Origin of the sequence: Thioalkalivibrio sp. ALMg13-2, from assembly GCF_000381185.1 — a bacterium.
Lineage (GTDB): Bacteria > Pseudomonadota > Gammaproteobacteria > Ectothiorhodospirales > Ectothiorhodospiraceae > Thioalkalivibrio > Thioalkalivibrio versutus.
Genome location: NZ_KB906104.1, coordinates 87,470 through 109,440 on the forward strand (window position 1 = coordinate 87,470; position 21,971 = coordinate 109,440).

19 protein-coding genes, 1 tRNA gene and 1 pseudogene are annotated in these 21,971 nt (G+C 67.0%); 11 read left to right on the forward strand and 10 right to left on the reverse strand.

Features of this window, described 5'->3' with window-relative positions; translation table 11 throughout:
- Positions 1-3 precede the first annotated feature (3 nt).
- The 5 genes from minE to F618_RS0105090 form a co-directional block, all read right to left on the reverse strand.
- Positions 4-261 carry a cell division topological specificity factor MinE gene (gene minE / locus F618_RS0105070; protein WP_018937842.1) on the reverse strand — a complete coding sequence of 86 codons (258 nt, stop codon included), beginning with the start codon at positions 259-261 and terminating at the stop codon, positions 4-6.
- Between the two features lie 2 nt (positions 262-263).
- Positions 264-1,073, reverse strand: a complete 810-nt coding sequence (minD, locus tag F618_RS0105075) for a septum site-determining protein MinD (RefSeq protein ID WP_018937843.1) — start codon at positions 1,071-1,073, stop codon at positions 264-266.
- 91 nt (positions 1,074-1,164) lie between these two features.
- Positions 1,165-1,887 (reverse strand): septum site-determining protein MinC, encoded by a 723-nt coding sequence (minC, locus tag F618_RS0105080; RefSeq protein WP_018952369.1) that lies wholly within the window; start codon positions 1,885-1,887, stop codon positions 1,165-1,167.
- Between the two features lie 186 nt (positions 1,888-2,073).
- The gene (locus F618_RS0105085; protein ID WP_019562901.1) at positions 2,074-2,847 is read right to left on the reverse strand and encodes a DUF1295 domain-containing protein; all 774 of its coding nucleotides are present in this window, start codon (positions 2,845-2,847) and stop codon (positions 2,074-2,076) included.
- A gap of 3 nt (positions 2,848-2,850) precedes the next feature.
- Positions 2,851-3,888: a cyclopropane-fatty-acyl-phospholipid synthase family protein gene (locus F618_RS0105090; RefSeq protein WP_026330456.1), complete on the reverse strand. Its 1,038-nt coding sequence runs from the start codon at positions 3,886-3,888 to the stop codon at positions 2,851-2,853.
- 145 nt (positions 3,889-4,033) lie between these two features.
- Here F618_RS0105090 and F618_RS0105095 point away from each other — a divergent pair, with 145 nt between their 5' ends.
- Both F618_RS0105095 and F618_RS0105100 read left to right on the forward strand, forming a co-directional pair.
- Positions 4,034-6,169 carry a DUF1631 family protein gene (locus F618_RS0105095; RefSeq protein WP_019567938.1) on the forward strand — a complete coding sequence of 712 codons (2,136 nt, stop codon included), beginning with the start codon at positions 4,034-4,036 and terminating at the stop codon, positions 6,167-6,169.
- Positions 6,170-6,254: 85 nt separating this feature from the next.
- Entirely contained in the window at positions 6,255-6,788 is a 534-nt protein-coding gene (locus F618_RS0105100; RefSeq protein ID WP_019567939.1) for a lipocalin family protein, read from the forward strand.
- Positions 6,789-6,809: 21 nt separating this feature from the next.
- Here F618_RS0105100 and F618_RS0105105 read toward each other — a convergent pair whose 3' ends face one another.
- A complete protein-coding gene (locus F618_RS0105105) occupies positions 6,810-10,490 on the reverse strand; it encodes a hydantoinase B/oxoprolinase family protein (protein ID WP_019567940.1) in 3,681 nt (1,226 codons plus the stop codon).
- Between the two features lie 82 nt (positions 10,491-10,572).
- Here F618_RS0105105 and F618_RS0105110 point away from each other — a divergent pair, with 82 nt between their 5' ends.
- Positions 10,573-11,652, forward strand: a complete 1,080-nt coding sequence (locus tag F618_RS0105110) for a metal-dependent hydrolase (RefSeq protein WP_019567941.1) — start codon at positions 10,573-10,575, stop codon at positions 11,650-11,652.
- Positions 11,653-11,711: 59 nt separating this feature from the next.
- A complete protein-coding gene (locus tag F618_RS0105115; protein WP_051076210.1) occupies positions 11,712-11,975 on the forward strand; it encodes a hypothetical protein in 264 nt (87 codons plus the stop codon).
- 265 nt (positions 11,976-12,240) lie between these two features.
- On the opposite strand, the pseudogene F618_RS16575 reads toward F618_RS0105115, so the two are convergent.
- The 3 genes and pseudogenes from F618_RS16575 to F618_RS0105125 all read right to left on the reverse strand — a co-directional run bounded on the left by F618_RS16575 (position 12,241) and on the right by F618_RS0105125 (position 13,551).
- Positions 12,241-12,446, reverse strand: a pseudogene (locus tag F618_RS16575) (hypothetical protein).
- A 588-nt stretch (positions 12,447-13,034) separates the two neighbouring features.
- Positions 13,035-13,125: transfer RNA gene (locus F618_RS0105120), tRNA-Ser, on the reverse strand.
- A gap of 96 nt (positions 13,126-13,221) precedes the next feature.
- Positions 13,222-13,551 (reverse strand): DUF1820 family protein, encoded by a 330-nt coding sequence (locus F618_RS0105125; RefSeq protein ID WP_018144371.1) that lies wholly within the window; start codon positions 13,549-13,551, stop codon positions 13,222-13,224.
- A 111-nt stretch (positions 13,552-13,662) separates the two neighbouring features.
- On the opposite strand from F618_RS0105125, the gene F618_RS0105130 reads away from it, so the two are divergent.
- From F618_RS0105130 to F618_RS0105140, 3 genes are all read left to right on the forward strand, one after another.
- The gene (locus F618_RS0105130) at positions 13,663-14,523 is read left to right on the forward strand and encodes a diiron oxygenase (protein ID WP_026287920.1); all 861 of its coding nucleotides are present in this window, start codon (positions 13,663-13,665) and stop codon (positions 14,521-14,523) included.
- Positions 14,524-14,593: 70 nt separating this feature from the next.
- Positions 14,594-16,123 (forward strand): membrane-bound lytic murein transglycosylase MltF, encoded by a 1,530-nt coding sequence (gene mltF, locus F618_RS0105135; RefSeq protein ID WP_019567942.1) that lies wholly within the window; start codon positions 14,594-14,596, stop codon positions 16,121-16,123.
- A gap of 242 nt (positions 16,124-16,365) precedes the next feature.
- Positions 16,366-17,667 carry an NRAMP family divalent metal transporter gene (locus F618_RS0105140; RefSeq protein ID WP_018952385.1) on the forward strand — a complete coding sequence of 434 codons (1,302 nt, stop codon included), beginning with the start codon at positions 16,366-16,368 and terminating at the stop codon, positions 17,665-17,667.
- 22 nt (positions 17,668-17,689) lie between these two features.
- On the opposite strand, the gene F618_RS0105145 is transcribed toward F618_RS0105140, so the two are convergent.
- Positions 17,690-18,601, reverse strand: a complete 912-nt coding sequence (locus F618_RS0105145) for an NAD(P)-dependent oxidoreductase (RefSeq protein ID WP_019567943.1) — start codon at positions 18,599-18,601, stop codon at positions 17,690-17,692.
- A 76-nt stretch (positions 18,602-18,677) separates the two neighbouring features.
- Between F618_RS0105145 and F618_RS0105150 the strand changes: the two genes are divergently transcribed.
- The 4 genes from F618_RS0105150 to F618_RS0105165 all read left to right on the forward strand — a co-directional run bounded on the left by F618_RS0105150 (position 18,678) and on the right by F618_RS0105165 (position 21,971).
- The gene (locus F618_RS0105150; RefSeq protein ID WP_019567944.1) at positions 18,678-19,541 is read left to right on the forward strand and encodes a DMT family transporter; all 864 of its coding nucleotides are present in this window, start codon (positions 18,678-18,680) and stop codon (positions 19,539-19,541) included.
- Between the two features lie 196 nt (positions 19,542-19,737).
- The gene (locus F618_RS0105155) at positions 19,738-20,184 is read left to right on the forward strand and encodes a DsrE family protein (RefSeq protein WP_019567945.1); all 447 of its coding nucleotides are present in this window, start codon (positions 19,738-19,740) and stop codon (positions 20,182-20,184) included.
- Between the two features lie 299 nt (positions 20,185-20,483).
- Positions 20,484-20,930, forward strand: a complete 447-nt coding sequence (locus F618_RS0105160; RefSeq protein ID WP_019567946.1) for a DsrE family protein — start codon at positions 20,484-20,486, stop codon at positions 20,928-20,930.
- 135 nt (positions 20,931-21,065) lie between these two features.
- On the forward strand, positions 21,066-21,971 hold the full coding sequence (locus F618_RS0105165; protein WP_019567947.1) for an ABC transporter ATP-binding protein: 906 nt from the start codon (positions 21,066-21,068) through the stop codon (positions 21,969-21,971).

Consider the following 21,971-nt stretch of genomic DNA (forward strand, 5'->3'; position numbering starts at 1 on the left):
GCGTTAGTCCTGGTCGTCCGGCAGGGTAATGTTCAGCTCGAGGACCTCGCAGTCCCCTTCGCGGTCCACGTTCATCTGCACGGCCTCGTCGTCCACCTGAACGTATTTGCGGATCACCTGCAGCAGCTCCTGCTGCATGGCCGGGAGGTAGTCGGGCCCGGAGCGCGCCGCACGCTCGCGCGCCACGATGATCTGCAGACGCTCCTTGGCAACGCTCGCGCTCTTCTGCCGCGGCTGACGGAAGTAATCGAAAATCCCCATGATCAACCCTTGAACAGGCGCCCGAAGAAGCCCTTCTTCGGCACATCGACAAAGCGCAGCGGGCGTTCCTCGCCCAGGAACCGGTCCACCGCGTCCTGGTAGGCCTGCCCGGCGTCGGATTCCTCGTCCAGCACCACCGGCTGTCCGGCGTTCGAGGCATTCAGCACCGCCTGGGATTCCGGGATCACGCCCAGGAGTTCGATCGCCAGGATCTCGCCGACGTCCTCGATGCTCAGCATCTCGCCGCGTTCGGCGCGCTCGGCGGAGTAACGCGTCAGCAGCAGCTTGCCCTCGATCGGCTCACCGCCTTGCTCCACCTTGCGCGTCTTGCTCGCCAGGATGCCGAGGATGCGGTCGGAGTCGCGCACCGAGGAAACCTCGGGGTTGGTCACCACGATCGCCTCGTCGGCAAAGTAGGCGGCCATTAGTGCGCCGCGCTCGATCCCGGCCGGGCTGTCGCAGACGATAAAGTCAAAGTCATCGGACAACTCGTTCAGCACGCGCTCCACGCCATCCTGGCTCAGGGCGTCCTTGTCGCGGGTCTGCGAGGCGGGAAGGATGTAGAGGTTGTCCACACGCTTGTCGCGGATCAGGGCCTGCTTCAGGTTCGCATCGCCGTTGATCACGTTGACGAAGTCGTACACCACGCGCCGCTCGCAGCCCATGATCAGGTCGAGGTTGCGCAGACCGACGTCGAAATCGATCACGACGGTCTTGTGACCGCGCTGGGCCAGGCCAGTGGCAATCGCGGCCGAGGTGGTGGTCTTGCCCACCCCGCCCTTGCCGGAGGTAATCACTACGATACGTGCCATGTTGGCGGTAGCTCCTTGTCGTCTTGCACGCGCCCGGCCTTCCCGGGGCGTGCGGACGGGTTCCTGTCATTCGTGACCGGCAGGTGGCCGGTCAGATCTCCGCGATCTTGAGGCTTTCGTCGTCCAGTGTCACCAGCCGATTCTCGCCGCGTTCTGCTTCCGTGATGTCTTCGGCGATCCGGTAGTGTCCGGCAATGGACAACAGCTCGGCGTCCAGGCGCCGACAAAAGATACGCGCGGTCACCAGACCGCGCACCCCGGCCAGCGCACGCCCACGTAACGGACCCAGCACATGGATATGCCCGTCCGCCAGCAGTTCGGCGCCCGGCGAGACTGCGCCGGTCACGATCAGGTCGCCCCCACGGGCGTAGATCTGCTGCCCAGAACGCACCGGTTGATCGACGATGCGAGTCGCGCTGTGGACCGCCGCGACGGCGGCCGGCGGGCGTGCCTGCTCGGGCTCGACGGCCTTGTCCTGCACCGGGGGCTCGTCTTCCAGTGGCACCTCGCCGGAGGGTGCGCCGCCACGCCCGCCCAGTTGCAGCACCGGCAGGACGTCGAACAGTTCGGCATAGCTCTGCAGGCGCTCGGCGGCGGCACCTGCCTGCAGGCCGATCAGCTTAAAGCCCTCGGCGCGCACGCGCTCGATGGTTGCCTGCAGGTCCGACTCCGGGCTCTCGGCCACTGCCTCCAGATCGAGCACGATGGGCATGTCGCGCATCAGATCCGGAGCCTGGTCGCGCCGCGCGGCCAGCACCTCGCCCAGAACCTGCGGATCGGTCTGGTACACGCGCAGCACCGAGACCAGCATCATGCGGCCTTTCAATTCAATGGCCTGGACAGAACTCGGGGACGCGCTCATCGGATCGGCTGGCTCGCTGGCGGTGACGTGCACAAAACAGGGGCGGCGTCCGGCATCTGGAGCGCCGGACAGGACGTGCGCTTTATAGCGCGGACAGGGAAAGCGCAGCAAGGGTGCGGGATCACTCCCGCCGCCGCATCAGCTGCGCGGCGGGCCCGGGATCAGCGTGTTGGTGCGGCGCACGTAGTCGGCATAACCGGGGCGGGATTCATGCAGACGACTTTCCAGCAACGTGACGCCGGACACACGCAGGATCAGCAGGATCATCAGCACCGCCGAGGGCACGGCCCACCAGCCGCCCGCAGCCAGGGCCAGCAGGCCGAACCCGACCCAGACCACAATCTCGCCAAAATAGTTGGGATGACGGCTGTAGCGCCACAGGCCGCGATCCATCACCTGCCCGCGATTGCCCGGATCGGCGCGAAAACGTGCCATCTGCGCATCCGCCAGCGTCTCGAAAAAAAGCCCCACCGCCCAGAACAGCAACCCGGCGACGGCCAGCGGCCACCACACCGCCTCGACCCGCACCACGGCCAGCATGGGCAGGCCGATCACCGCCACCAGTGCGCCCTGCAGCCAGAAGATCGTGACCAGACTGCGCGCGGCAAAGGCACCCTCGCTTCGGCCCGCACGCATGTCCGTGTAACGCCCGTCCTCGCCGTGGTCCCAATTGCGCCAGGTAATAAAGGCGGACAGCCGCAGCCCCCACAACAGCACCGGGATCACGATCCACAGCCCCAGCACGGGCCACCCGGCCAGCCCCCACCACACCAGCGTGACCAGGACGAAACCCAGACCCCAGTAGCGGTCCACCAGGCTCGCGTCGCGTCGCAACACGCTCGCCGCCCAGACCCCCGTCATCAGGGCCAGCGCTGCGCCGAACCCGACCAGGAACATCACCCAACCGGCCATCCGCTAGGCCTCGGGCCGGCGAAACAGGATATGCGACACGAACCACTCGTTCCCGCCGCGATAATCGAACAACTCGGCGCAGGCCATGTAGAACATGCGCCAGCGCTGGAACCACAGCGCGGCATCCTGCGCGCCGTAGGTCTGTTCGAACAATGGCATCAGCTCGTCCCGCGCGGCGTCCTGGCGCGCCAGCCAGGCGTTCAGGGTGCGCGCGTAGTGGTGGCCGTTCACTCGCCACTGGCGCACCACGCGCAGATCCTCCTGAAAATGCCGCGCCAGATCATCCGATGGCATCAACCCGTCGCGGAAGAAGTACTGCCCCATCCAGTCGTGTTCGCCCTCGCTCTCGAAGAAGTAGGCGAACTCGCGATGGGCGAAGACATGCATGAACAACTGCCCGCCCGGACGCAGCCAGGTCGCCACGCGCCGCAGCAGCTCGGGCCAGTTGCGCATGTGCTCGAACATCTCCACCGAGACCACCCGGTCGAACCCGGTCTGGTCCGGGGCAAAGGTGTTCATGTCTGCGGTGACGATCGTGAGGTTCTCCAGGCCGCGCGCGTCCCGGCGGGCCTCGATCGAGGCTCTCTGAGTCGCCGAGTTGGACACCGAGACGATGCGCGACTTCGGGTATTGCTCCGCCATCCAGAGCGACAGCGAACCCCAGCCACAGCCCAGCTCCAGGACCTGCTGCCCATTCTCGAGGCCTGCTCGTTCGCAGGTCAGCTGCAGCATGGCCGCCTCCGCCCCGCGCAGGTCATCCACGCCCTCCGGCCACCAGGCGCAGGAGTATTTCAACCACGGCCCGAGGCAACGCTCGAAATATTCGGTCGGCACCTCGTAGTGCTGCTCGTTCGCCACCTCGGTGGACAACGCCACGGGCGCGGCGCGCATGGCCTCGATCAACGTATAGCGCCGCTCCATCGCCTCCTCGGCCGGGGCCCCGCTCTCGCGCAACCGCTCCGCCAGCAGCCGCCGAATGCCGGCCCGCACGAGCGTATCCGGCAACCGTCCCTGTTCCGCCCACTCGATCATTCGCTGCATGCCGTGCGTCCCCGCGTTGAGATGTTTCGTTGACCCGGCGAGAGGCATGCGGTTCCCCGGTGGCCGCGCACGCACAAAACCGGATCGCTGACACACAGGCCCGCAGGGGTGCTAGATTGTGCCCTTAACCAGCTGCATACCGCTCATGGCGCAACGTCACCGAATTCCGGCCCGAACCCTGCATCGCGTCTGGGCGCCCTTCTCCAAGGGCGTTCAGGAGCGTCTCGAAACCTTCCTGGGCGAGCTCGACGACCGCCTGATGGATGCCTCCGAGCGCGCGATCGATTCCCAGCGCGCGGCCCAGAATCTTGCCCTTTCGCGCCAGATTCGCATGGCGAGTGGCGCCATCCTCCAGCGTTTTCGTGACCGACTTCACAATGCGATCCTGCCCGAAGAGCCGGAACACGCGCTCCCTGCCACGGGCGAACACGAGCTGAGCCTGATGGACGCCGCCGATACCGAGCGCGAGGTGGCCCTGCGCAAGCTGGTCACGGGCGCGCGTTCCGTAATGTCGGCCGAAATCGATGCCCTGGAAACGGTCACCCGGGACTACCACCTGGTCCCCACACCCGAGGACGCCCCCTGGCACCCGCATGCCCTGGGCGAGGCCTTCCTGGAGGCACTGGAGGCCGTGCCCCTGCCACCGGAAGACTGTCTGGTGCTGCTGCACTGGTTCGATCGCGACGTGATGCGCGAACTGCAGCCGGAGATGCAGGCGCTGATGCAGGCCTTCCGTTACGCCGGCTTCGCGGTGCCCGAGGCACACGCCAGGGCACGCACCCGGCCGGGCGCTACTGCTCCGGCCTCTTCTTCCGCGCCTCAGGCTCCAGCCGGGGGCAGCGGGCCACCCCCTTCCGGCCCTTCCGGCGCAACGGGCAATTGGGCGCAATTCGGTTATCAGGTGCCCGTCTCGGGACAGGTCGTCGCCAACACCGGTGTGGCACCCGGGACCGGTGCCGGCTACGGCTCGGCGGCAGAGGCGGTAACAACCGTCCTTAACAGCGCTCCGCCCAGCACGCTGGAACCCTTCGTGATGGACCTGCTGCAGGGCCTGTTCGACATGATCCTGAAGCGCGACGACCTCAACCCCGCTTTGCGCGAACCCCTGTCCGATCTGCAGCTCCCGCTGGTGCGCATCGCCATGCGCGAGACGCATTTTTTCCGTGACCGAACGCACCCGGCCCGGCAGATGACCGGCCTGCTGCTGAACATCGCACTGCGCATTGATCCCGACCTGCCGCTGGAAGAAGCCCGGGGCCTGCCGCTCAGCCGGCTGGTCTTCGAGAACGTCGAACGCGTGCGCAACGCAGGCCTTGGCGACAGTGAGGCCTTCAACGAGGCACTGACGCGCCTGCAGGACGATCTCGCCGAGGTCGAGGAGAAGATCGCCCATCAGGCGGCCGATGAACAGGCCGAGGCACAGCAGGAAGAGCGCACACTGGAGATCACCTACAACGTGGAGTCCACGGTGGAGCGCACCGTGATCTCCATGGGCCAGGACATCCCCGACGAGGCCCGCGAGCAACTGATGGATGCCTGGGTTCCGTTAATGACCGCGCAGAAGACTGCCGAGGCACGGAGCGGTGATGCGGACGACACAACCGCAGCGGCCACCCCCGGGAGCGAAGCCACCAACGACAACGACGGCATGGCCCTGCTTCACGAACTGCTGGCTCTGATGCAGGCGGAACCGGATTTTCAGGCCTCGGCGCCATTGCTGGCGCGCATCCGCGCGTTTCTCGATCGAGCCCCTTTGACGAAAGAAGAACGTGCCCGCATCAAACAGGACCTGGTCAGCGCTCACCTGGTCGCCGCCGGAAAACGGCGCTCGGCACCGGCCGCCCCCCCCTCGCCCGAGACAGGCCCCTCCACGACGTCGACGGACAAGGCCGGTTCCGCGGAAGAGCGCATGCAAAAGGCCCGGAAGCGGGCCGGCAGCCGGTCGAGTTCGATGTTCGATACCTCACCCCGGCATGCCGACGACGATCCGTCCCTGATGCGCGACCATGACGACGAGCATGTCGAGCATGCCGACAACCTGATCTCCGGCACCTGGATCCAGTTCACCTCCCCCGCCGGCACCCGGGTCACGCGCATGAAGCTGGTCTGGCGCGGCAGTCACGCCGGACGCCTGCTGTTCACCGATGCCGCCGGGCGCGCCAAGCGCCAGCACAGCATTCAGGGTCTCGCCCACGAATTCCGCAGCGGGCGCGCGCAGATCATTCCGGAAGAATCGCTGTTCGATCACCTGATGGACCAGCGCCTCGGCCAGACCGCCTGAGCCCCGGCCGCGCCAAACGGTGGAGCCACGCGGACCTTTCCCGCGCCGCGGCGGTCCATCTTCCGGGACCATACGGAAGACACCAATGACGCGCTCAATGACGGCCCTGTTCGCGGGCCTGGTACTGGGGATCCTGATGACCGGATGCAGCAGCCCGCAGAAGATGCCGACCGTGGACCACGTCGACCTCGATCGCTACATGGGCGACTGGTACGTGATCGCGAATATCCCCACCTTCCTCGAGCGCGATGCCTACAACGCGCTGGAGCAGTACGCGCTGAACGACGACGGCACCATCGCCACCACCTTCTCGTTCAACAAGGGCGGCTTTGACGGGCCGCGCCGCGAGTACAACCCGACGGGCTTCGTGCAGAGCGAGGACAACGCCGAATGGGGCATGCGCTTCCTGTGGCCGTTCAAGGCCGAGTTCCTGATCATCTATCTCGACGAGGCGTACAGCCAGACGGTCATCGGCCGCAGCAAGCGCGACTACGTCTGGATCATGGCGCGCGAGCCGGAGATGCCCGAGGACGACTACCAGGCAATCCTCGCCTACCTGGACGAGCTCGGCTACGACACCGACGAGATCCAGCGCGTACCCCAGCGCTGGGACGACTGACGCCCCCGTGCTACGGCGGGTCTATTCCCTGACGCGCCCGTAGCCGCCGCCGCCCGGGGTCCGGATCTCTACTGCATCCCCCGGCGCCACCGACTGGCGATCACAGCCTGCCATCGACTCGCGCGTACCATCCGCGCGCAGAATGGCATCCTCGCCCAGCGCCCCCGGCTCGCCACCCTCCAGCCCGAACGGGGGCACGCGACGCCGATTGGCCAGCAGCACCACCTCCATCGCCGCATCAAAACCCAACCGCCGGATCACGCCGTCACCCCCCCGGCGCTGCCCCCGGCCGCCGGAGCCCCGGCGATAGCCGAACTGCTCCACCCGAACCGGGAAACGACTCTCCAGCACCTCCGGGTCGGTCAGGCGCGAATTGGTCATGTGCGTCTGTACGGCGCTGGCCCCGTCATAGCCGGGTCCGGCCCCGGCGCCGCCGGCGATGGTCTCGTAGTACTGCCGCTCGGCATCGCCGAAGGTCAGATTGTTCATCGTGCCCTGGGCCGCGGCCTGCACCCCGAGGGCGCCGAACAGCGCGTCGGTCACCACCTGCGAGGTCTCGACGTTGCCCGCCACCACTGCAGCGGGTGGGGCCGGGTTCAGCAGGCACCCCCCCGGGATCGCCAGGTCCACCGGCGCCAGGCAGCCATCGTTCAGGGGAATTTCGTCCTCCAGCAGCGTGCGCAGCACGTACAGCACCGCCGCACGGACGATGGAGCCCGGGGCGTTGAAGTTGTCCTCGCGGGCCGGCGAGGTCCCCGCGAAATCGATCCGCAGGCGACGCGCTCCCGGATCGGGGGCCACGGCCACCCGGATCTCGGCCCCGTTGTCCAGCGCATAGGTGAACGTGCCACCTTCCAGGCCCGCGATCAGCCGTTGTACCGCCTCGGTGGCGTTGTCCTGCACATGCCGCATGTAGGCCGCCACCTTGGCCACGCCATATTCGTCCAGCAGCCGGCCCAGCTCTTCGAGCCCCTTGCGGTTGGCCGCCACCTGGGCCTCCAGATCGGCCAGATTCTGCTCCGGGTTGCGTGCCGGCCACTCGCCCGATCCCAGTAGCGCCCGCATCTCCCCGGTCGCGAAGCACCCGTCGCGCACAAGAAGGGTCGGCGGGATCAGCACGCCCTCTTCTGCCAGCCGACGGGAGAAGGCCGGCATCGAGCCCGGCGTGATGCCGCCGACATCGGCATGGTGGCCGCGCGAGGCCACGAAAAACGCCGGTTGCGCGATCCCCGCCTGCGGATCCTCCGTCACTGCATCCCCGGGGCCCACGAAGACCGGCGTGACCACGGTGATGTCCGGCAGGTGGGTGCCGCCGTTGTAGGGATCGTTCAGCACCCAGGCGTCTCCGGGACGCAGATCACCTTCCGCCGCCGCGACCACCGCGCGCACGCTGGCGCCCATCGAACCCAGATGCACCGGCATGTGGGGAGCATTGGCGACCAGGTTCCCGCTGGCATCGAACAGCGCACAGGAGAAATCCAGGCGTTCCTTGATGTTCACCGAATGGGCGGTATTGCGCAGTGTGAACCCCATCTGGTCGGCGATCGCCATGAAGCGATTATTGAAGACCTCCAGCAGGATGGGGTCGCGCGGGATCGCGTCCGCATCGGTGGTCTCGGCTGTCTCGGCTGCCCCCCGCCGACCGCCGCCCGCCTCGCGCTCCAGGCACAGCGTGCCCTCGTGCTCGATGCGACCCCGCCAGCCCGGCTCCAGCACCAGCGTGGCGGTGGCCTCGATTACCAGTGCCGGCCCTGCCAGCGTCATCCCGGGGCTCAGGGCCTCGCGCCGGTACAGGGGTACGTCGCGCATCTCGCCCGCCACGACCATCGCGACCGTATCCGCCTCCGGTGCGGGACGCTCGACCAGCGATTCCGGTACCCGGTCCGGCGGCAACTCGGTCCCGGCGGCGATGGCCTCGGCCGCTGCGACCGCCACCACCAGCTCGCGATCCGGCGGGGCAAAGCCGTAGCGCCCACGATAAGCCGCAGCGAAGGCCTCCATCAGAGAATGGGTGGAGCCGGCCGGGACCTCCAGCGCCGTATCCGAGCCGGCTAGCCGCAGATGCAGCCGCCGCTCGATGCGCATGCCCCCAGGTTCCACCCCCTGTTCCGCCAGGGCCGCGGCCGCCGCCGTGGCCTGATCGTCCAGCGCGGCCTCGATCGCTGCGACATGCTCCTCGTCCAGGGGCCACTCCAGGCTGCGCTCGCGCAGGGCTCGCAGTTCCCCCAGCCCCATCCCGTAGGCGGACAGTACGCCTCCCAGCGGATGGAACAGGATGTGGCGCATGCCCAATTGCTCCGCGACCCGGCAGGCATGCTGCCCACCCGCCCCGCCAAAGCAGACCAGGGCATAGCGCGACACGTCATGGCCCCGCTGCACCGAGATGGTCTTGATCGCCTGGGCCATGTGCTCCACCGCGATCTGCAACAACCCCTCGGCCAGCCCCTCCGGCGTCACCCGTTCAGCCGTCATCGACATGACCTGAACCGCCAGCTCATCGAACTGCTGCCGGACCGGCTCCGGGTCCAGCGGACGGTCGCGCTCGGGGCCGAACACGGCCGGGAAATACTCCGGTCGCAAGCGCCCCAGCAGCACATTGCAATCGGTCACCGTCAACGGCCCACCCTGGCCGTAACAGGCCGGGCCGGGCTGCGCGCCGGCGGACTCCGGCCCGACCCGCAAGCGGATCCCGTCGAAGCGGCAGACCGACCCACCGCCAGCGGCCACGGTATGGATATCCAGCATCGGCACGCGCAGACGCGCACCCGCCACCTCGCTCTCCTGGCGGCGTTCCAGCTCCCCGGCCAGGTGTGCGACATCGGTGGAGGTCCCGCCCATGTCGAACGTGATCAGGCGCTCGAAGCCGAGTGGCGCGGCGGTCTTCAGCGCGCCGACGATGCCGCCGGCCGGCCCGGACAGGATCGCGTCGCGGCCGCGAAAGTGTGCCGCGTCCACCAGCCCGCCATGCGACTGCATGAAGCGCAGCGGCACATCCCCCAGTTCGCCGACAACCTGATCGACATAGCGGCGCAGCACGGGCGACAGGTAGGCATCCACCACCGTGGTCTCGCCACGCGGCACCAGCTTGATCAGCGGGCTGGTCGCGTGGCTGGTCGCCACCTCGGCAAAGCCCATCTCCCGCGCGAGCGCCGCGATGGACTGCTCATGCGCCGGATAGCGATAGCCGTGGATGCAGACGATCGCCACCGAACGAATGCCGTCATCCAGCGCTGCCTGCAGGCGCGGACGCAGCTCATCAAGATCCACCGGCTGGAGGACCGCCCCGGCCGCATTCACGCGTTCGCGCACCGCGGCCACTTGCGCATAGATCGGCTGTGGCAGGCGGATGATGCGCGCAAACAGGTCGGGCCGCGCCTGGTGCCCGATCGCCAGTGCGTCCTCCAACCCTGCGGTAATCACCAGCAGGGTCGGCTCGCCCTTGCGCTCCAGTAGCGCGTTGGTCGCCACCGTGGTGCCCATGCGCACCTCGTGGATCACCCCGGCGGGGATCGCCGCGCCGGCGGCCAGACCGAGGAGGTCGCGGACGCCCTGCACCGCGGCGTCGGCATACGCCTGCGGGTTGTCCGACAGCAGCTTCCGGGTGTGCAACCGTCCTTCCGGGTCGCGTGCGACCAGGTCGGTGAAGGTGCCGCCGCGATCCACCCAGAACTGCCATTGGTTGTCGGTTCCGGCTTGAGTCATGTTTGCCGCTCTGGTTTGATCACGTGAACTCGGGCGCCGCGCGCCAGTCGCAAGCGCGTCACCTAAAAGGAAATGCTCCCGCATGGATCCCGTCACCCAAGCCAGCCTGGGCGCCGTTGTCGGCGGCCTGACCCTCGGATCACGCCTGGGCCGCAAGGCCATCCTGCTGGGCGCCGCCGTGGCCATCGTCCCGGACCTGGACGTGCTTATAGCCTACGGGGACGACGTCTCCGATTTCATCCATCACCGCGGCTTCAGCCACTCCCTGCTGGTCCATCTGCTGGTCGCGACGGGCGTAGCGGGCCTGCTCGCACGCATTCCGGCCACCCGCGATATCGGCTTCGGACGCTGGTGGTGGTTCCTGTTCCTGGTGCTGTCCACGCATGTGCTGCTGGACGCGCTCACCACCTACGGCACCCAGCTATTTTGGCCCTTCGCCGGGCCGGTGGGGACCGCCTCGATCTTCGTCATCGACCCGCTCTACACCCTGCCCCTGCTGGTCGCCGCGATCGGCGCGCTGTTCTACCGCTTCGCACCGCGGCTACTGGTGGCCGGGCTGGTCCTGTCCACCGCCTATGCCGGGTCCGGACTGGCGCTGAAGGTCTGGATCGACCACCGCATCCAGCCCACCCTCATCGCGATGGACCTGCAGGACCAGCCCCGGATGGTGCAGCCTACCCCGTTCAACCTCCTGCTGTGGCGCATCACCGTCGTGGATGATGACCAATTCCTGGAGGCATGGGTGGGCATCTTCGACCAGCCGATCCGGCCGGACTTCGAGGCCTTCGAGCGCGGCGCGCACCTGCAGGAGGAGGCCCTGGCCCTGGAGGACGGCCAGCGTCTGCAATGGTTCGCCGGCGACTTCCTGCGCTTCCACCGCGCCGAGCACACCGACGCCCCCGACCGGCTGGTCGTCACCGACCTGCGCCTCGGCGCACCTGGCTTCTTCCCCTTCGGCTTCGAGATCGCCGAGGAACGCGACGGCGACTGGCAACCCATCACCAGCCGCCAGGTCCGCGAGACGGGCCCGCGTGAAGACGCGATCCGTGCCATCGCCACGCGCATCATTGATCCGGAGGGTGCGCCCTGCCTCATGGACCTGGCCGAACCCGATTACGCCATCACCCGGCCGCCGCCGCGCTGCCGCCTGCAGATGCCGTGATCGGATCCGACGAGCCTGAACCGGGACCCGCGGCCGCCTGCGAACTGTGTGGCCGCAAGATGGACGCGCTGACCCGCCACCACCTGATCCCGCGCAAGCAGCACCGGCGCAAGCGCATCCGCCGGCGATTCAGCCGCGCCGAGCGCGAGGCCCGCATCCTGTGGGTCTGCCGCCCCTGCCATGACCACATCCATAAACACTTCGACGAACAAACCCTGGCGGAACGCCTGAACACGCGCGAGGCGCTCCTCGCCGAACCGGTCGTCCACGACTTCGTCACCTGGATCGCCCGCCACCCACCCGGCTTCAAGCCCCGCGGCTAGCCCCCGGGGGACACAGGACGGCCACTTCCCAAGCCCCGACCTCTTTTGCCTGCGCCGGCGGTGTCGGCGGCTGGTCCTGGTTCGTCCTCCGGTGTTTACGTGCCTCCGTCCGGCCGCCTGCCGTGCGCTGACTCGCCAGCGCACCCCGAGGCACTTTCTTGCTTGCCCAAGAAAGTGCCCAAAGAAGGGCACCCGGATTCCGCCCGGGAACCTTGCTCCAGGGCCCTCGGACCGGCGGCGCTGAACTCGCTGCGCTGCGCTTCGCTCAAACATCCAGCGCCTTCTCCCGGCCCGAGAACCCTTCCGCAAGGGGCTCCATACGGGAGGCGAAGGTCAAAACAGACGGTGTTCCGTCCCCCGGACATAACAATAGGCAATGCCGTCCGAAGGCCCCGGCGCCCGCTTTGCGGGCGCGGCACGCAACGGCCAAAGGCCGAGCGTGCCGAAGATGCTCGAAGACCTAGCCATCATCCATTACCAATATCGTCGGAACGGCCGTTGTCTTGACCTTCCTCCCCGTTGTCGTCGCGCCGAGTGGAGAGGCTTTTCGCGGGAGAAAAGGCGCTGGATGTCTGAGCGGAGCCGAAGGCGTAGCGAGTTCAGCGCCGCCCGCGAAAAGCCTCGGAGCGAGGGAAACCCCGGCCCGCACAGCGGGCCGGGGTCGCGGCAGTCGGGCGTGTTTCTTGGTTACTTCTTTGCACGAGCAAAGAAGTAACTCGCGGCGCGCTCGCGAGAGAGCGCCTGGCAGGCGGCGGACCGAAGCCACCGTAAACACCGGATTCCGAACCAGGACCAGCCACTAGCCGGCAAGCAGGATCCCCGAGGCCAAAAATGCAAAAGGGGCCACTCGGGCCCCTTTGCTTGAATCTGGCGGAGAGGGAGGGATTACGGCGACGTGGTCGCCGCCCTCCGGGCCGCCTCCGCTCTGCTTCGGCGTTCCGGCGTCGCTTCGCGCCACCGGTCGAACCATCATCCATCTTGATCGATCGAGGGTTCGAATCCCGATACGCCAGGGGCTGGAAATGCAAAAGGGGCCAACCTGGCCCCTTTGCTTGAATCTGGCGGAGAGGGAGGGATTCGAACCCTCGATACGGGGTTACCGTATACACACTTTCCAGGCGTGCGCCTTCGACCGCTCGGCCACCTCTCCGTTTTCCGCAACCGCTGGACGGTCACGAAGCGCGGAATCCTAAACCAGGCGCGGCAGCGGCGCAATGGAGCGGACGAAAAACAGCAGCTTGCGGGGTCAGGAACCGCCCTTGCCCGGAAGTCCGGGAAAGGCGTGCACATTGCCCCCGGCAGTTCCCGCATCGTGAATGCGCGGGGTACCCACTGCCGTGACCTCGTCGATCCGGATCAACGCATGCATCGGCACATGGAAGCGCTCCACACCCTCGAACTCGGTGCGCAAGCGCTCCTCCGAGGGGTCCACCACCACCTGTGTGCGTTCGCCGAACAGCAGGCCCTCGATGGTGACGAAACCGTAAAGCTCGTCCTGGTAAACGTCACGGGCGTACAGCTCGTACGTTTTTCCGTTGTTCAGGAAATTGATTCGGTACCGCAGATTCTTGTCCATGGGCTCCATCATGGGGGAGCAACCGCAGATTGCAACGGGTTGGCGTTGGTCCGGAGCGCCAGAGTCGGTATGATTCCGGGCGTTATCCGCATGGGTCCCGGCACGCCAACGATGAATTCCTCCCAGGAGCTGCTCGATCATTTGAGCCGCAACAGCTCGCCGTACCAGGATCCGCTCACGCGGATTCGCTGGGATGCGCTGTCTTCGGAGGACTACTGGATCCCGGAAGAGGCCATCTCGCTGTTCGGCACGCCGGAATATTCCGCGCTGTCGGGCGAGCAGAAACGGCGCCTCTCGCAATACGAATTTCTCTATTTCATCAGTGGCGCGCTATGGCTGGAAGGTCTGTTCATGGAACGCATCTCGCGCATCTCCATGCACTCGACCGGCCGCCTGGACCGGCTGAACTACCGCCTGCACGAGCTGCGTGAAGAGGCCGGTCACAGCCTGATGTTCATCGAGTTCATGCGCCGCAGCGGGCTGGAGCTGCCGGAACGCCGCTTCCCGAAACCCAAGCTCGCCACCCTGGTCGGCCGCTTTGCCCCCTTCGAGTCCTCGATCTTCTGGATCGCGGTGATGATCGGCGAGGAGGTCCCGGACCGGATGAACCGCCTGATCCACCAGCGCCGCGACCAGATCAGCCCCACGGTGCATGACGTCGTCTCCACCCACATGATCGACGAAGCGCGCCACATGGCACATGCCCGCGACACGCTGGAAAGCTACCTGGATACCCTGCCGACCTGGCAGAAGGCGGCCTACCGCCCGCTGATGCGTCGGGTGTTCCGCCAGTTCGTGCACGCCTTCTACTACCCCACGGCGGATATCTACCAGCTCGCGGGCCTGCCCGCCGGCCCGAACTACCGCCGTCTGGCGCACGATAACCCCCGTCGGGCCGCCTTCATCGATACCTGTGTCGACCCCGCACTGCAGGTCCTTCGCGCCCAGGGTCTGGTCCTGAACTGGCGATAGGGTCACCACCTCGCCCTGCGCCGGTCATCGCCCGGCACTGCCTGCACGGCCGATTGGGTATCATCGGTTCATGTTCCCGCACCTTCGCCTTCGCCCACCGAGCTCGACCTGGCGCCAGATCGAGCTCGGCGTGTTCATCGTGTTGCTGGTGATGATCGGCCTGCGGGTCTGGTTCCAGCCGCCCTCGGCCCTGCAGCAATTGACCTTCCGCGAGGAACTGCAGGTAGTGCTGGTCGAAGCGCCCTTGGGGCGCTCGGAGCTGGCGGCCACCAGTGGCCACGACCAACTGGAACTGGCCCTGCTGCATGGCTTCGCGAAGGAACTGGGCACGCGCATTCGCGTAACCCGCGTGGAGACCGCCGCCGAGGCCCACCGCCGCCTGCGCGAACACCGGGCGGACCTGGCCGCCGGGCTGCTGGTGGACCCCGATGAACCGACGATCGAACGCGGTCCGGAGATCCTCGCCATCCAGCAGGTCCTCGCCTTCTGGCGCGACAACGAATCCACCGCCGCACTGCCCGCCCTCGCCAGCCTGCCCGCCGGAACCCGACTGGGATTCACCGCACAGTCGCCGCTGCCGGACCGCCTGCGGGCTCACCTGTCCCACGCCGACATGGCAAGGCAACAGGAATCGGTTCGGACCGGAGGTCCGGAGTCCGAGGCCCTCGGGTACGCGCCACAAGACCCGCCAGTCGAGCTGGTACCCATCGGGACCGCCGAAGCGCAACGCCAGGCATTGGCCGCGGGCGAAATCGACTATGCCCTGATGAGCTCCCTCGAGTTTGGCCGGCTGCAACGCTTGCATCCCGATCTGCGTACCGCCTATGAGTTCGAGCGCGGGGTGGCCGTCACCTGGCTGTTCCCGGCCGGCTTCGATCGCAGCCTGATCGACGCGGCGGAGGCCTACATTGACCGCCTGCGAGGGAACCGTGACCTGGAACTGATGATCGACCGCTACCTGGGCCATCTGGAGACCCACGACCTGGTGGACGCCCTGACCTTCGCCCGGCGCGTGGATAACCAGCTGGATCGCTTTCGCGGCCTGTTCGAACGCGCCGGCGCCGAATACGGCCTGGACTGGCGCTTCATCGCCGCCGTGGCCTACCAGGAGTCTCACTGGAACGCGGAGGCCATCTCCCCCACCGGGGTGCGCGGGCTGATGATGCTGACCCAGAACACCGCATCCGGCCTCGGCGTCGAGGACCGCACCGATCCGGCATCCAGCGTCGACGGCGGCACCCGCTACCTGCTGGACCTGCGTGAGCGCCTACCGGAACGCATCCCGGAACCGGACCGCACCTGGATGACGCTGGCGGCCTACAACGTCGGTCTGGGACACCTGCATGACGCCCGGCGTCTGGCCGACGCCAACGGCGACGATCCGGATCGCTGGCTGGACGTAATGCAGTGGCTGCCACGCCTGACGGAACGCGAATGGCACGAGCAAACCCGCTATGGCTACGCCCGCGGCTGGGAGCCGGTCCTCTACGTGCAGAACATTCGCAGCTATTACGACAAGTTGATCCAGCGCTTCCCCGCAAGCAGCGATCAGATCCCCAGCGCACCGCAAATCTACCGTCGCGTCCCCCTGTCGCTCTGAAGCGTGGCGGGCGCGGTCAGCGCGCGCCCTCGTCTTCCCTGGACGACGCTGATGAGTCGCGTTGACCCCCGCAGATTTTTCGAAACAAGGCGCACCGTACGGGCCTTGGCGGCCTGCGATCGGCTGCCCATCCATGAGCCCCGAGGCAGAATCGGGAACATGGGGCACCCAAACGCACGTGTACATAGATCAATGTTTCCCTAGAATCCGTACCCCACACCCTTACCCCCGGACCCAGGCCCATGAATGCTTCCACCCGCGCCTCCCTGCGCGCAGCCATCGGACCAGGCCTGCTGATGGCCGGAGCGGCAGTGGGCGTCTCGCATCTGGTCCAGGCGACCCGGGGCGGGGCCGAATACGGGCTGCTGCTGATCCCGATCGTGCTGCTGGCCTGCCTGTTCAAGTATCCATTCCTGGAGTTCGGCCCGCGCTACGCGGCCGCCACTGGACATCACCTGCTGACCGGCTACCACCGGCTCGGCAACTGGGCACTCGGGCTCTACATCGCGGTGACCGTGGGTACCCTGTTTACCATCCAGGCAGTGGTCACGCTAACCACCGCCGGGCTGGTCACACTGGTCTTTGACCTGGATCTGTCGGTCACCCTGGTCTCGGCCCTGGTGCTGGCCGCATGCATTACGTTCCTGATGATCGGCGCCTACCGCGGGCTCGATCTGGGCATGAAGATCATCATGGCGGCGCTCAGCGTCTCCACCGTGGCCGCCGTGGCACTCGCGTTCCGCGAGGCTCCGGACCTGGTCACCCTGTCCGGCGCGCAAGAGTGGTCGAGCCTCTGGACCCTGGCCGGCTTCGCCTTCGTGCTGGCCCTTCTGGGATGGATGCCGATCCCGCTCGATGTGGCCGCCTGGCATTCGATCTGGACCCAGGAGCGCGCCCGCCAGACGGGCCACGCCCCGACGGTACGCGAGGCGATCTTCGACTTCCGCCTGGGCTACCTGGGCGCGGTGGTGATTGCCCTCGCGTTCATGCTGCTGGGCGCGGTGCTGATGTATGGCAGCGGGATCGGCTTTGCCCCGGGGGCGGCCGCCTTCTCCGCTCAGCTGGTAGACCTGTACGCCCATAGTCTGGGCGAATGGAGCCGCACCCTGATCGCCGTGGCCGCCCTGACCACAATGTTCTCGACCACCCTGGCCGTCACCGATGCCTACCCCCGCGTGATCGTGGCGATCATCCGCACCCTGCGCGAGGACGGCCACGCACCACAGACCATGGATCCCTCGCGCAAAGGCGAACGAGGCCTGGACTGGTGGGGCTACCGGATCGCGCTGCTGGTGGTCGCCAGCGGCGCCGTGCTGCTGATTTCGCAGGCCGGGGAACACTTCACCCGCCTGGTCGATTTCGCCACGCTGCTGTCGTTCCTGTCCGCCCCAGTACTGGCCTGGATCACCTTCAAGGTGGTGATGTCACCGGACATGCCGGAGCAACACCGACCAGGGCGCGGCATGCGCGCCCTGTCCTGGGCCGGGATCGTATTCGGCCTGGTGTTCTCGGTGCTCTACATCCTCTGGCGCCTGTTCGGCTAACCCGCGACGCGAAGAACCGCCTTTAACGCCCTTGATCGTCACGGGCGTGAAGGCAAAAACGCGCCAGGATGGCCACATCGTGATCGGCCTGCCCGGCCTCCAACGCCTCGTCCACCGCGCGTCGCACCGGCATGAGTCCGTCGAGGCTCAGCCCCACCTCCTCGCCCAGCCCGGCCACAATGCCCAGGTCCTTGTGGTAGAGCCCGGTCTGGAAACCGGGCTCGAAGTCGCCATCCAGTAGCCGCTGGCCGTGTACCTCCAGGATGCGCGAACCGGCAAAGCCTCCCATTAACGCCTCGCGCATGCGTGCCGGGTCCACCCCGGTCTGTTCGGCCAACGCAAACGCCTCCCCGATCGCGACCAGGGTCTCGCCCACCACCAGCTGGTTGCAGGCCTTGGCGATCTGCCCCGCGCCGGTGTCGCCCACGTGGGTCAGGGTGGAGCCCACCACCTCGAAGATCGGTCGCAGCCTCTCGACAACATCGACCGGCCCGCCCACCATCAGGCTCAGGGTCCCGGCCCGCGCGCCCGGCTCCCCGCCCGAAACCGGGGCATCCACGAAGGTCACCTCGCGTTCGGCGGCCGCGCGGGCGATGGCGCGGGTACGCATCGGGTCGATGGTGCTGTGATCGACCACGACCAGTCCGGGACGGGCGTGCTCCAGAACCCCATCCGGCCCCAGCATCAGCGCCTCGACATCCGGCGTATCGGAGACATTCAGCACCAGCACCCGCACGCCGCGAACCAGCTCCGGGAGGCTCGTGCATGGCTGCGCCCCATCCTGCGCGAGTGCTTCCGCCGTCTCCGGCCGGCGCGCCCAGACCTGGACGTCGGCCCCGGCGGCGAGGAGGTTGCGATTCATGGGTGCCCCCATGATTCCGAGGCCAATAGCCCCGATCGGCTGCAGTTCGGGCGGGATCTGGGATGCGGACATACGGCACTCCGAAAACGGTACCCACGCACTGTAACAACCCCGCTGGAAAAGCGGCACATGGAGGGTGAACCGGATCATGCAACGCGAACACCTGCACGGCTCCCTGCTCGCCTTCACCGGCGTGATGGCACTCAGCTTCGACGGACTGCTGGTGCGCCTGGCCGACACCCAGGGCATGGATATCGTCTTCTGGCGCGGGTTGCTGATGGCCCTCGCCCTGACCCTGCTGCTGCGTATCCTCGACGGGCGCTGGGCCTGGACCCACCTGCGACTGGGCGGGCGCGATGCCGGCTGGGTCGCGGCCGGGTTCGCGGCGACCACCATCCTGTTCGTGCTCGCCATCCTGCACACCACGGTCGCCAACGTGGTGGTCATCCTGGCGGCCTCGCCGCTGTTCGCGGCCGTGTTCTCCGGACTGCTACTGCGCGAATGGGTGCCGCTGCGGACCTGGATCGCAATGCTGATCTGTATCGGCGGGATCGTCGGGGTGTTGGCCGGCTCGCTGGAGGCCGGGGGCTGGCTGGGCGACGCCCTGGCGCTGCTGGCGGCCCTGGTGGTCGGCATCAACCTGACCCTGCTGCGCCGCTCGCCCCGGATGGACCGGCTGGCCGTGATCGCGGCGGGCGGGATGCTGGCCGCGCTGATCGCCTGGCCGCTGGCGACGCCACTCGCGATCGGGCTCGACAGCCTCGCGGTCCTGGCGATCATGGGCCTCGTCCAGCTCCCGCTGGCGCTGACCCTGATCGCCCTGTCGACCCGCCTTCTGCCGGCCGGCGAGGTGGCCCTGTTCCTGGTGCTGGAGGCGGTGTTCGGCACCCTCTGGGTCTGGCTGTTCCTGGCCGAGGCCCCCGGCACCCTCACGCTACTGGCCGGCGGCTTGGTCCTGCTCACCCTGGCCGTGCATGCAACCTGGGGCATGCACCAAAAAAGCTCACTCTAATATTCTAATTTTCGACTTTATATCAAATGCTTATCTTGTTTTTGATCGGAATAATCGCCAACGGTTCCCGTCTTACCCATAACCGGATGCGAAAGGTATGGACGCCCACCATCGGATCCGGTCTGCTCATTGCAACGCGACATACGCCCCCGGCGTATCGAAAACAAAACACGGGAACAAACGCAGGAGCCCGATCATGAAAAAACGCTTCATCCTTCCGCTGGCCATGGCGGCCGCCGTATTCGCCCTGCCGGGTGCCGCCCTCGCCGACAACGGCTACTCCGAACAGAAAGTCGTCTATCACGTGAACCACGACAACGAACAGCGGCAGATCGGCGCGATGCGCAACATCCAGAACCACATCAACGCCGTGGGCGCCGACCGCATGAGCATCAAGGTCGTGATGCACGGCAACGGGCTCAGCCTGCTGCAGCACGCCAAGTCGAACGAGGACCTGAAGGCCTTCGTCGATCAGCTGAAGATGCAGGACGTGAACTTCCAGGTGTGCAACAACACCGTCGTTGGCCGGAACATCGATGTTGCCAACGATCTCTACGACGCCTCCGAGGACGACATCATCCCGAGCGGCGTGGCCCACCTGTCGCACCTGCAGCAGCAGGGCTACACCTACGTGCGTCCGTAATACCCCTGCGGCAAGCACCGCGGCGACCGCCATCTCCCGGTCGTCGCTTCGGGCCCGGGTTTCCTGGGCCCTTTTCTTTGTGCAACTAGACTCCACTCGTAAACCCGCCCCACACGGCACATGACCCTTTTTGTGGCGCTGCAGACGGGAATAGGCGCATGGCTGATGCGTCTTATTCATACCTGTCGATCACCTTCACCGCGAAGTCCCCGATCGCAGCGCGCCAACCCCGGCGCAAGGCCCCGTGGCGCACCGCAAACCCGCCCGGGTTCGTTGTTGTTTCAGGAGGAACCTGTGCAATGAACGCAATGAAAGTGCTCCTTCCCGCCCTGCTCGCCATGGTGCTCGGCATCCCCGGCCTGGCGGCCGCGAGCGACTTCGACTATGGCACGCACAAAGTGATCTACCACGTGAACTACGACGACGAGCGGCGCTACATGGCCGCGATGGGCAACATCCAGAACCATATCAACGCCGTGGGCGCCGACAACATGGAGATCAAGGTGGTGATGCACGGGGACGGCCTCGGGCTGCTGCAAACTGCCAACACCAACGAGAACCTGCGCGGCCGCATCGAGAACCTGAAGATGCAGAACGTGGAGTTCCAGGTCTGTGCGAACACCCTGCGCGGACGCAATATCGCCCTCGAAGAACTCTTCGACGCCTCCGAGGACGACGTAATCCCGAGCGGCGTGGCGCACATCTCCTGGCTGCAACACCAGGGCTATACCTACAGCAAGCCATAGCCCCGGCTCGCAATCCATCCACGGGAAGGCCCGGATCGAGAGCTCCGGGCCTTTTTCATGGTGCCGCACCGGGGCATTGGGGGCACTGCCGCGAACCGGTATGGTAGGCACTCTCCATTCGTCCCGAGTTTCGCCGTGTCCGCCATTCGCATCCAGCAGCTGTACAAGGCGTACGACGGCGTTGCCGTCGTGGACGGCGTGGATCTGGAGATTGCTCCCGGCGAGTTCTTCGGCCTGCTGGGCCCCAATGGCGCCGGCAAGACCACCACCCTCCGCATGCTGCTGGGCATGACGCCGATCGACGGCGGGCAGGTCGAGGTCCTGGGCCTGCCCATGCCGGAGGGCGAACGCGCCGTGCGCGAACGCCTCGGCATCGTGCCCCAGTTCGACACCCTCGATCCCGACTTCACGGTGATCGAGAACATGCGCACCTACGCCGCCTATTTCGGGATGGCCGGGCCGGAGGTGGAGTCGCGCATCGACCGGCTACTGGGGCAGGTCAACCTGAACGACAAGCGCGGCGCGCGCATCAATGCCCTGTCCGGCGGCATGAATCGGCGCCTGACCCTGGCCCGTGCGCTGATCAACGAACCCGAGGTGGTGGTGCTGGACGAGCCCACCACCGGTCTCGACCCGCAGGCCCGGCATCATCTGTGGCGCCAGCTTCGGGCGCTGCGCGCCTCGGGCGTCACCCTCGTGCTGACCACCCACTACATGGAAGAGGCCGAGGAGCTGTGCGACCGCATCGCGATCATCGACCACGGCCGCATCATCGCCTGTGATGCCCCGAGCCGGCTGATCGCCGAACACATCGAGCCCTGGGTGCTGACCGTCGGCGGCACGGACGCCGGGGAGGTCCTGCAGCGCGAACTGGGCCCGAAGGACCGGGCCCACCAGGTAGCGGACACCTGGCTGGTCTACACCGCCGAGCCGGACCGCCTGCGCGAGCGCCTGCGCACGCTCGGCCACGAGCCCACCCTGCGCGAGGCGGACCTGGAAGACGTCTTCCTGAAACTCACCGGCCACGAGCTGAGGGACTAA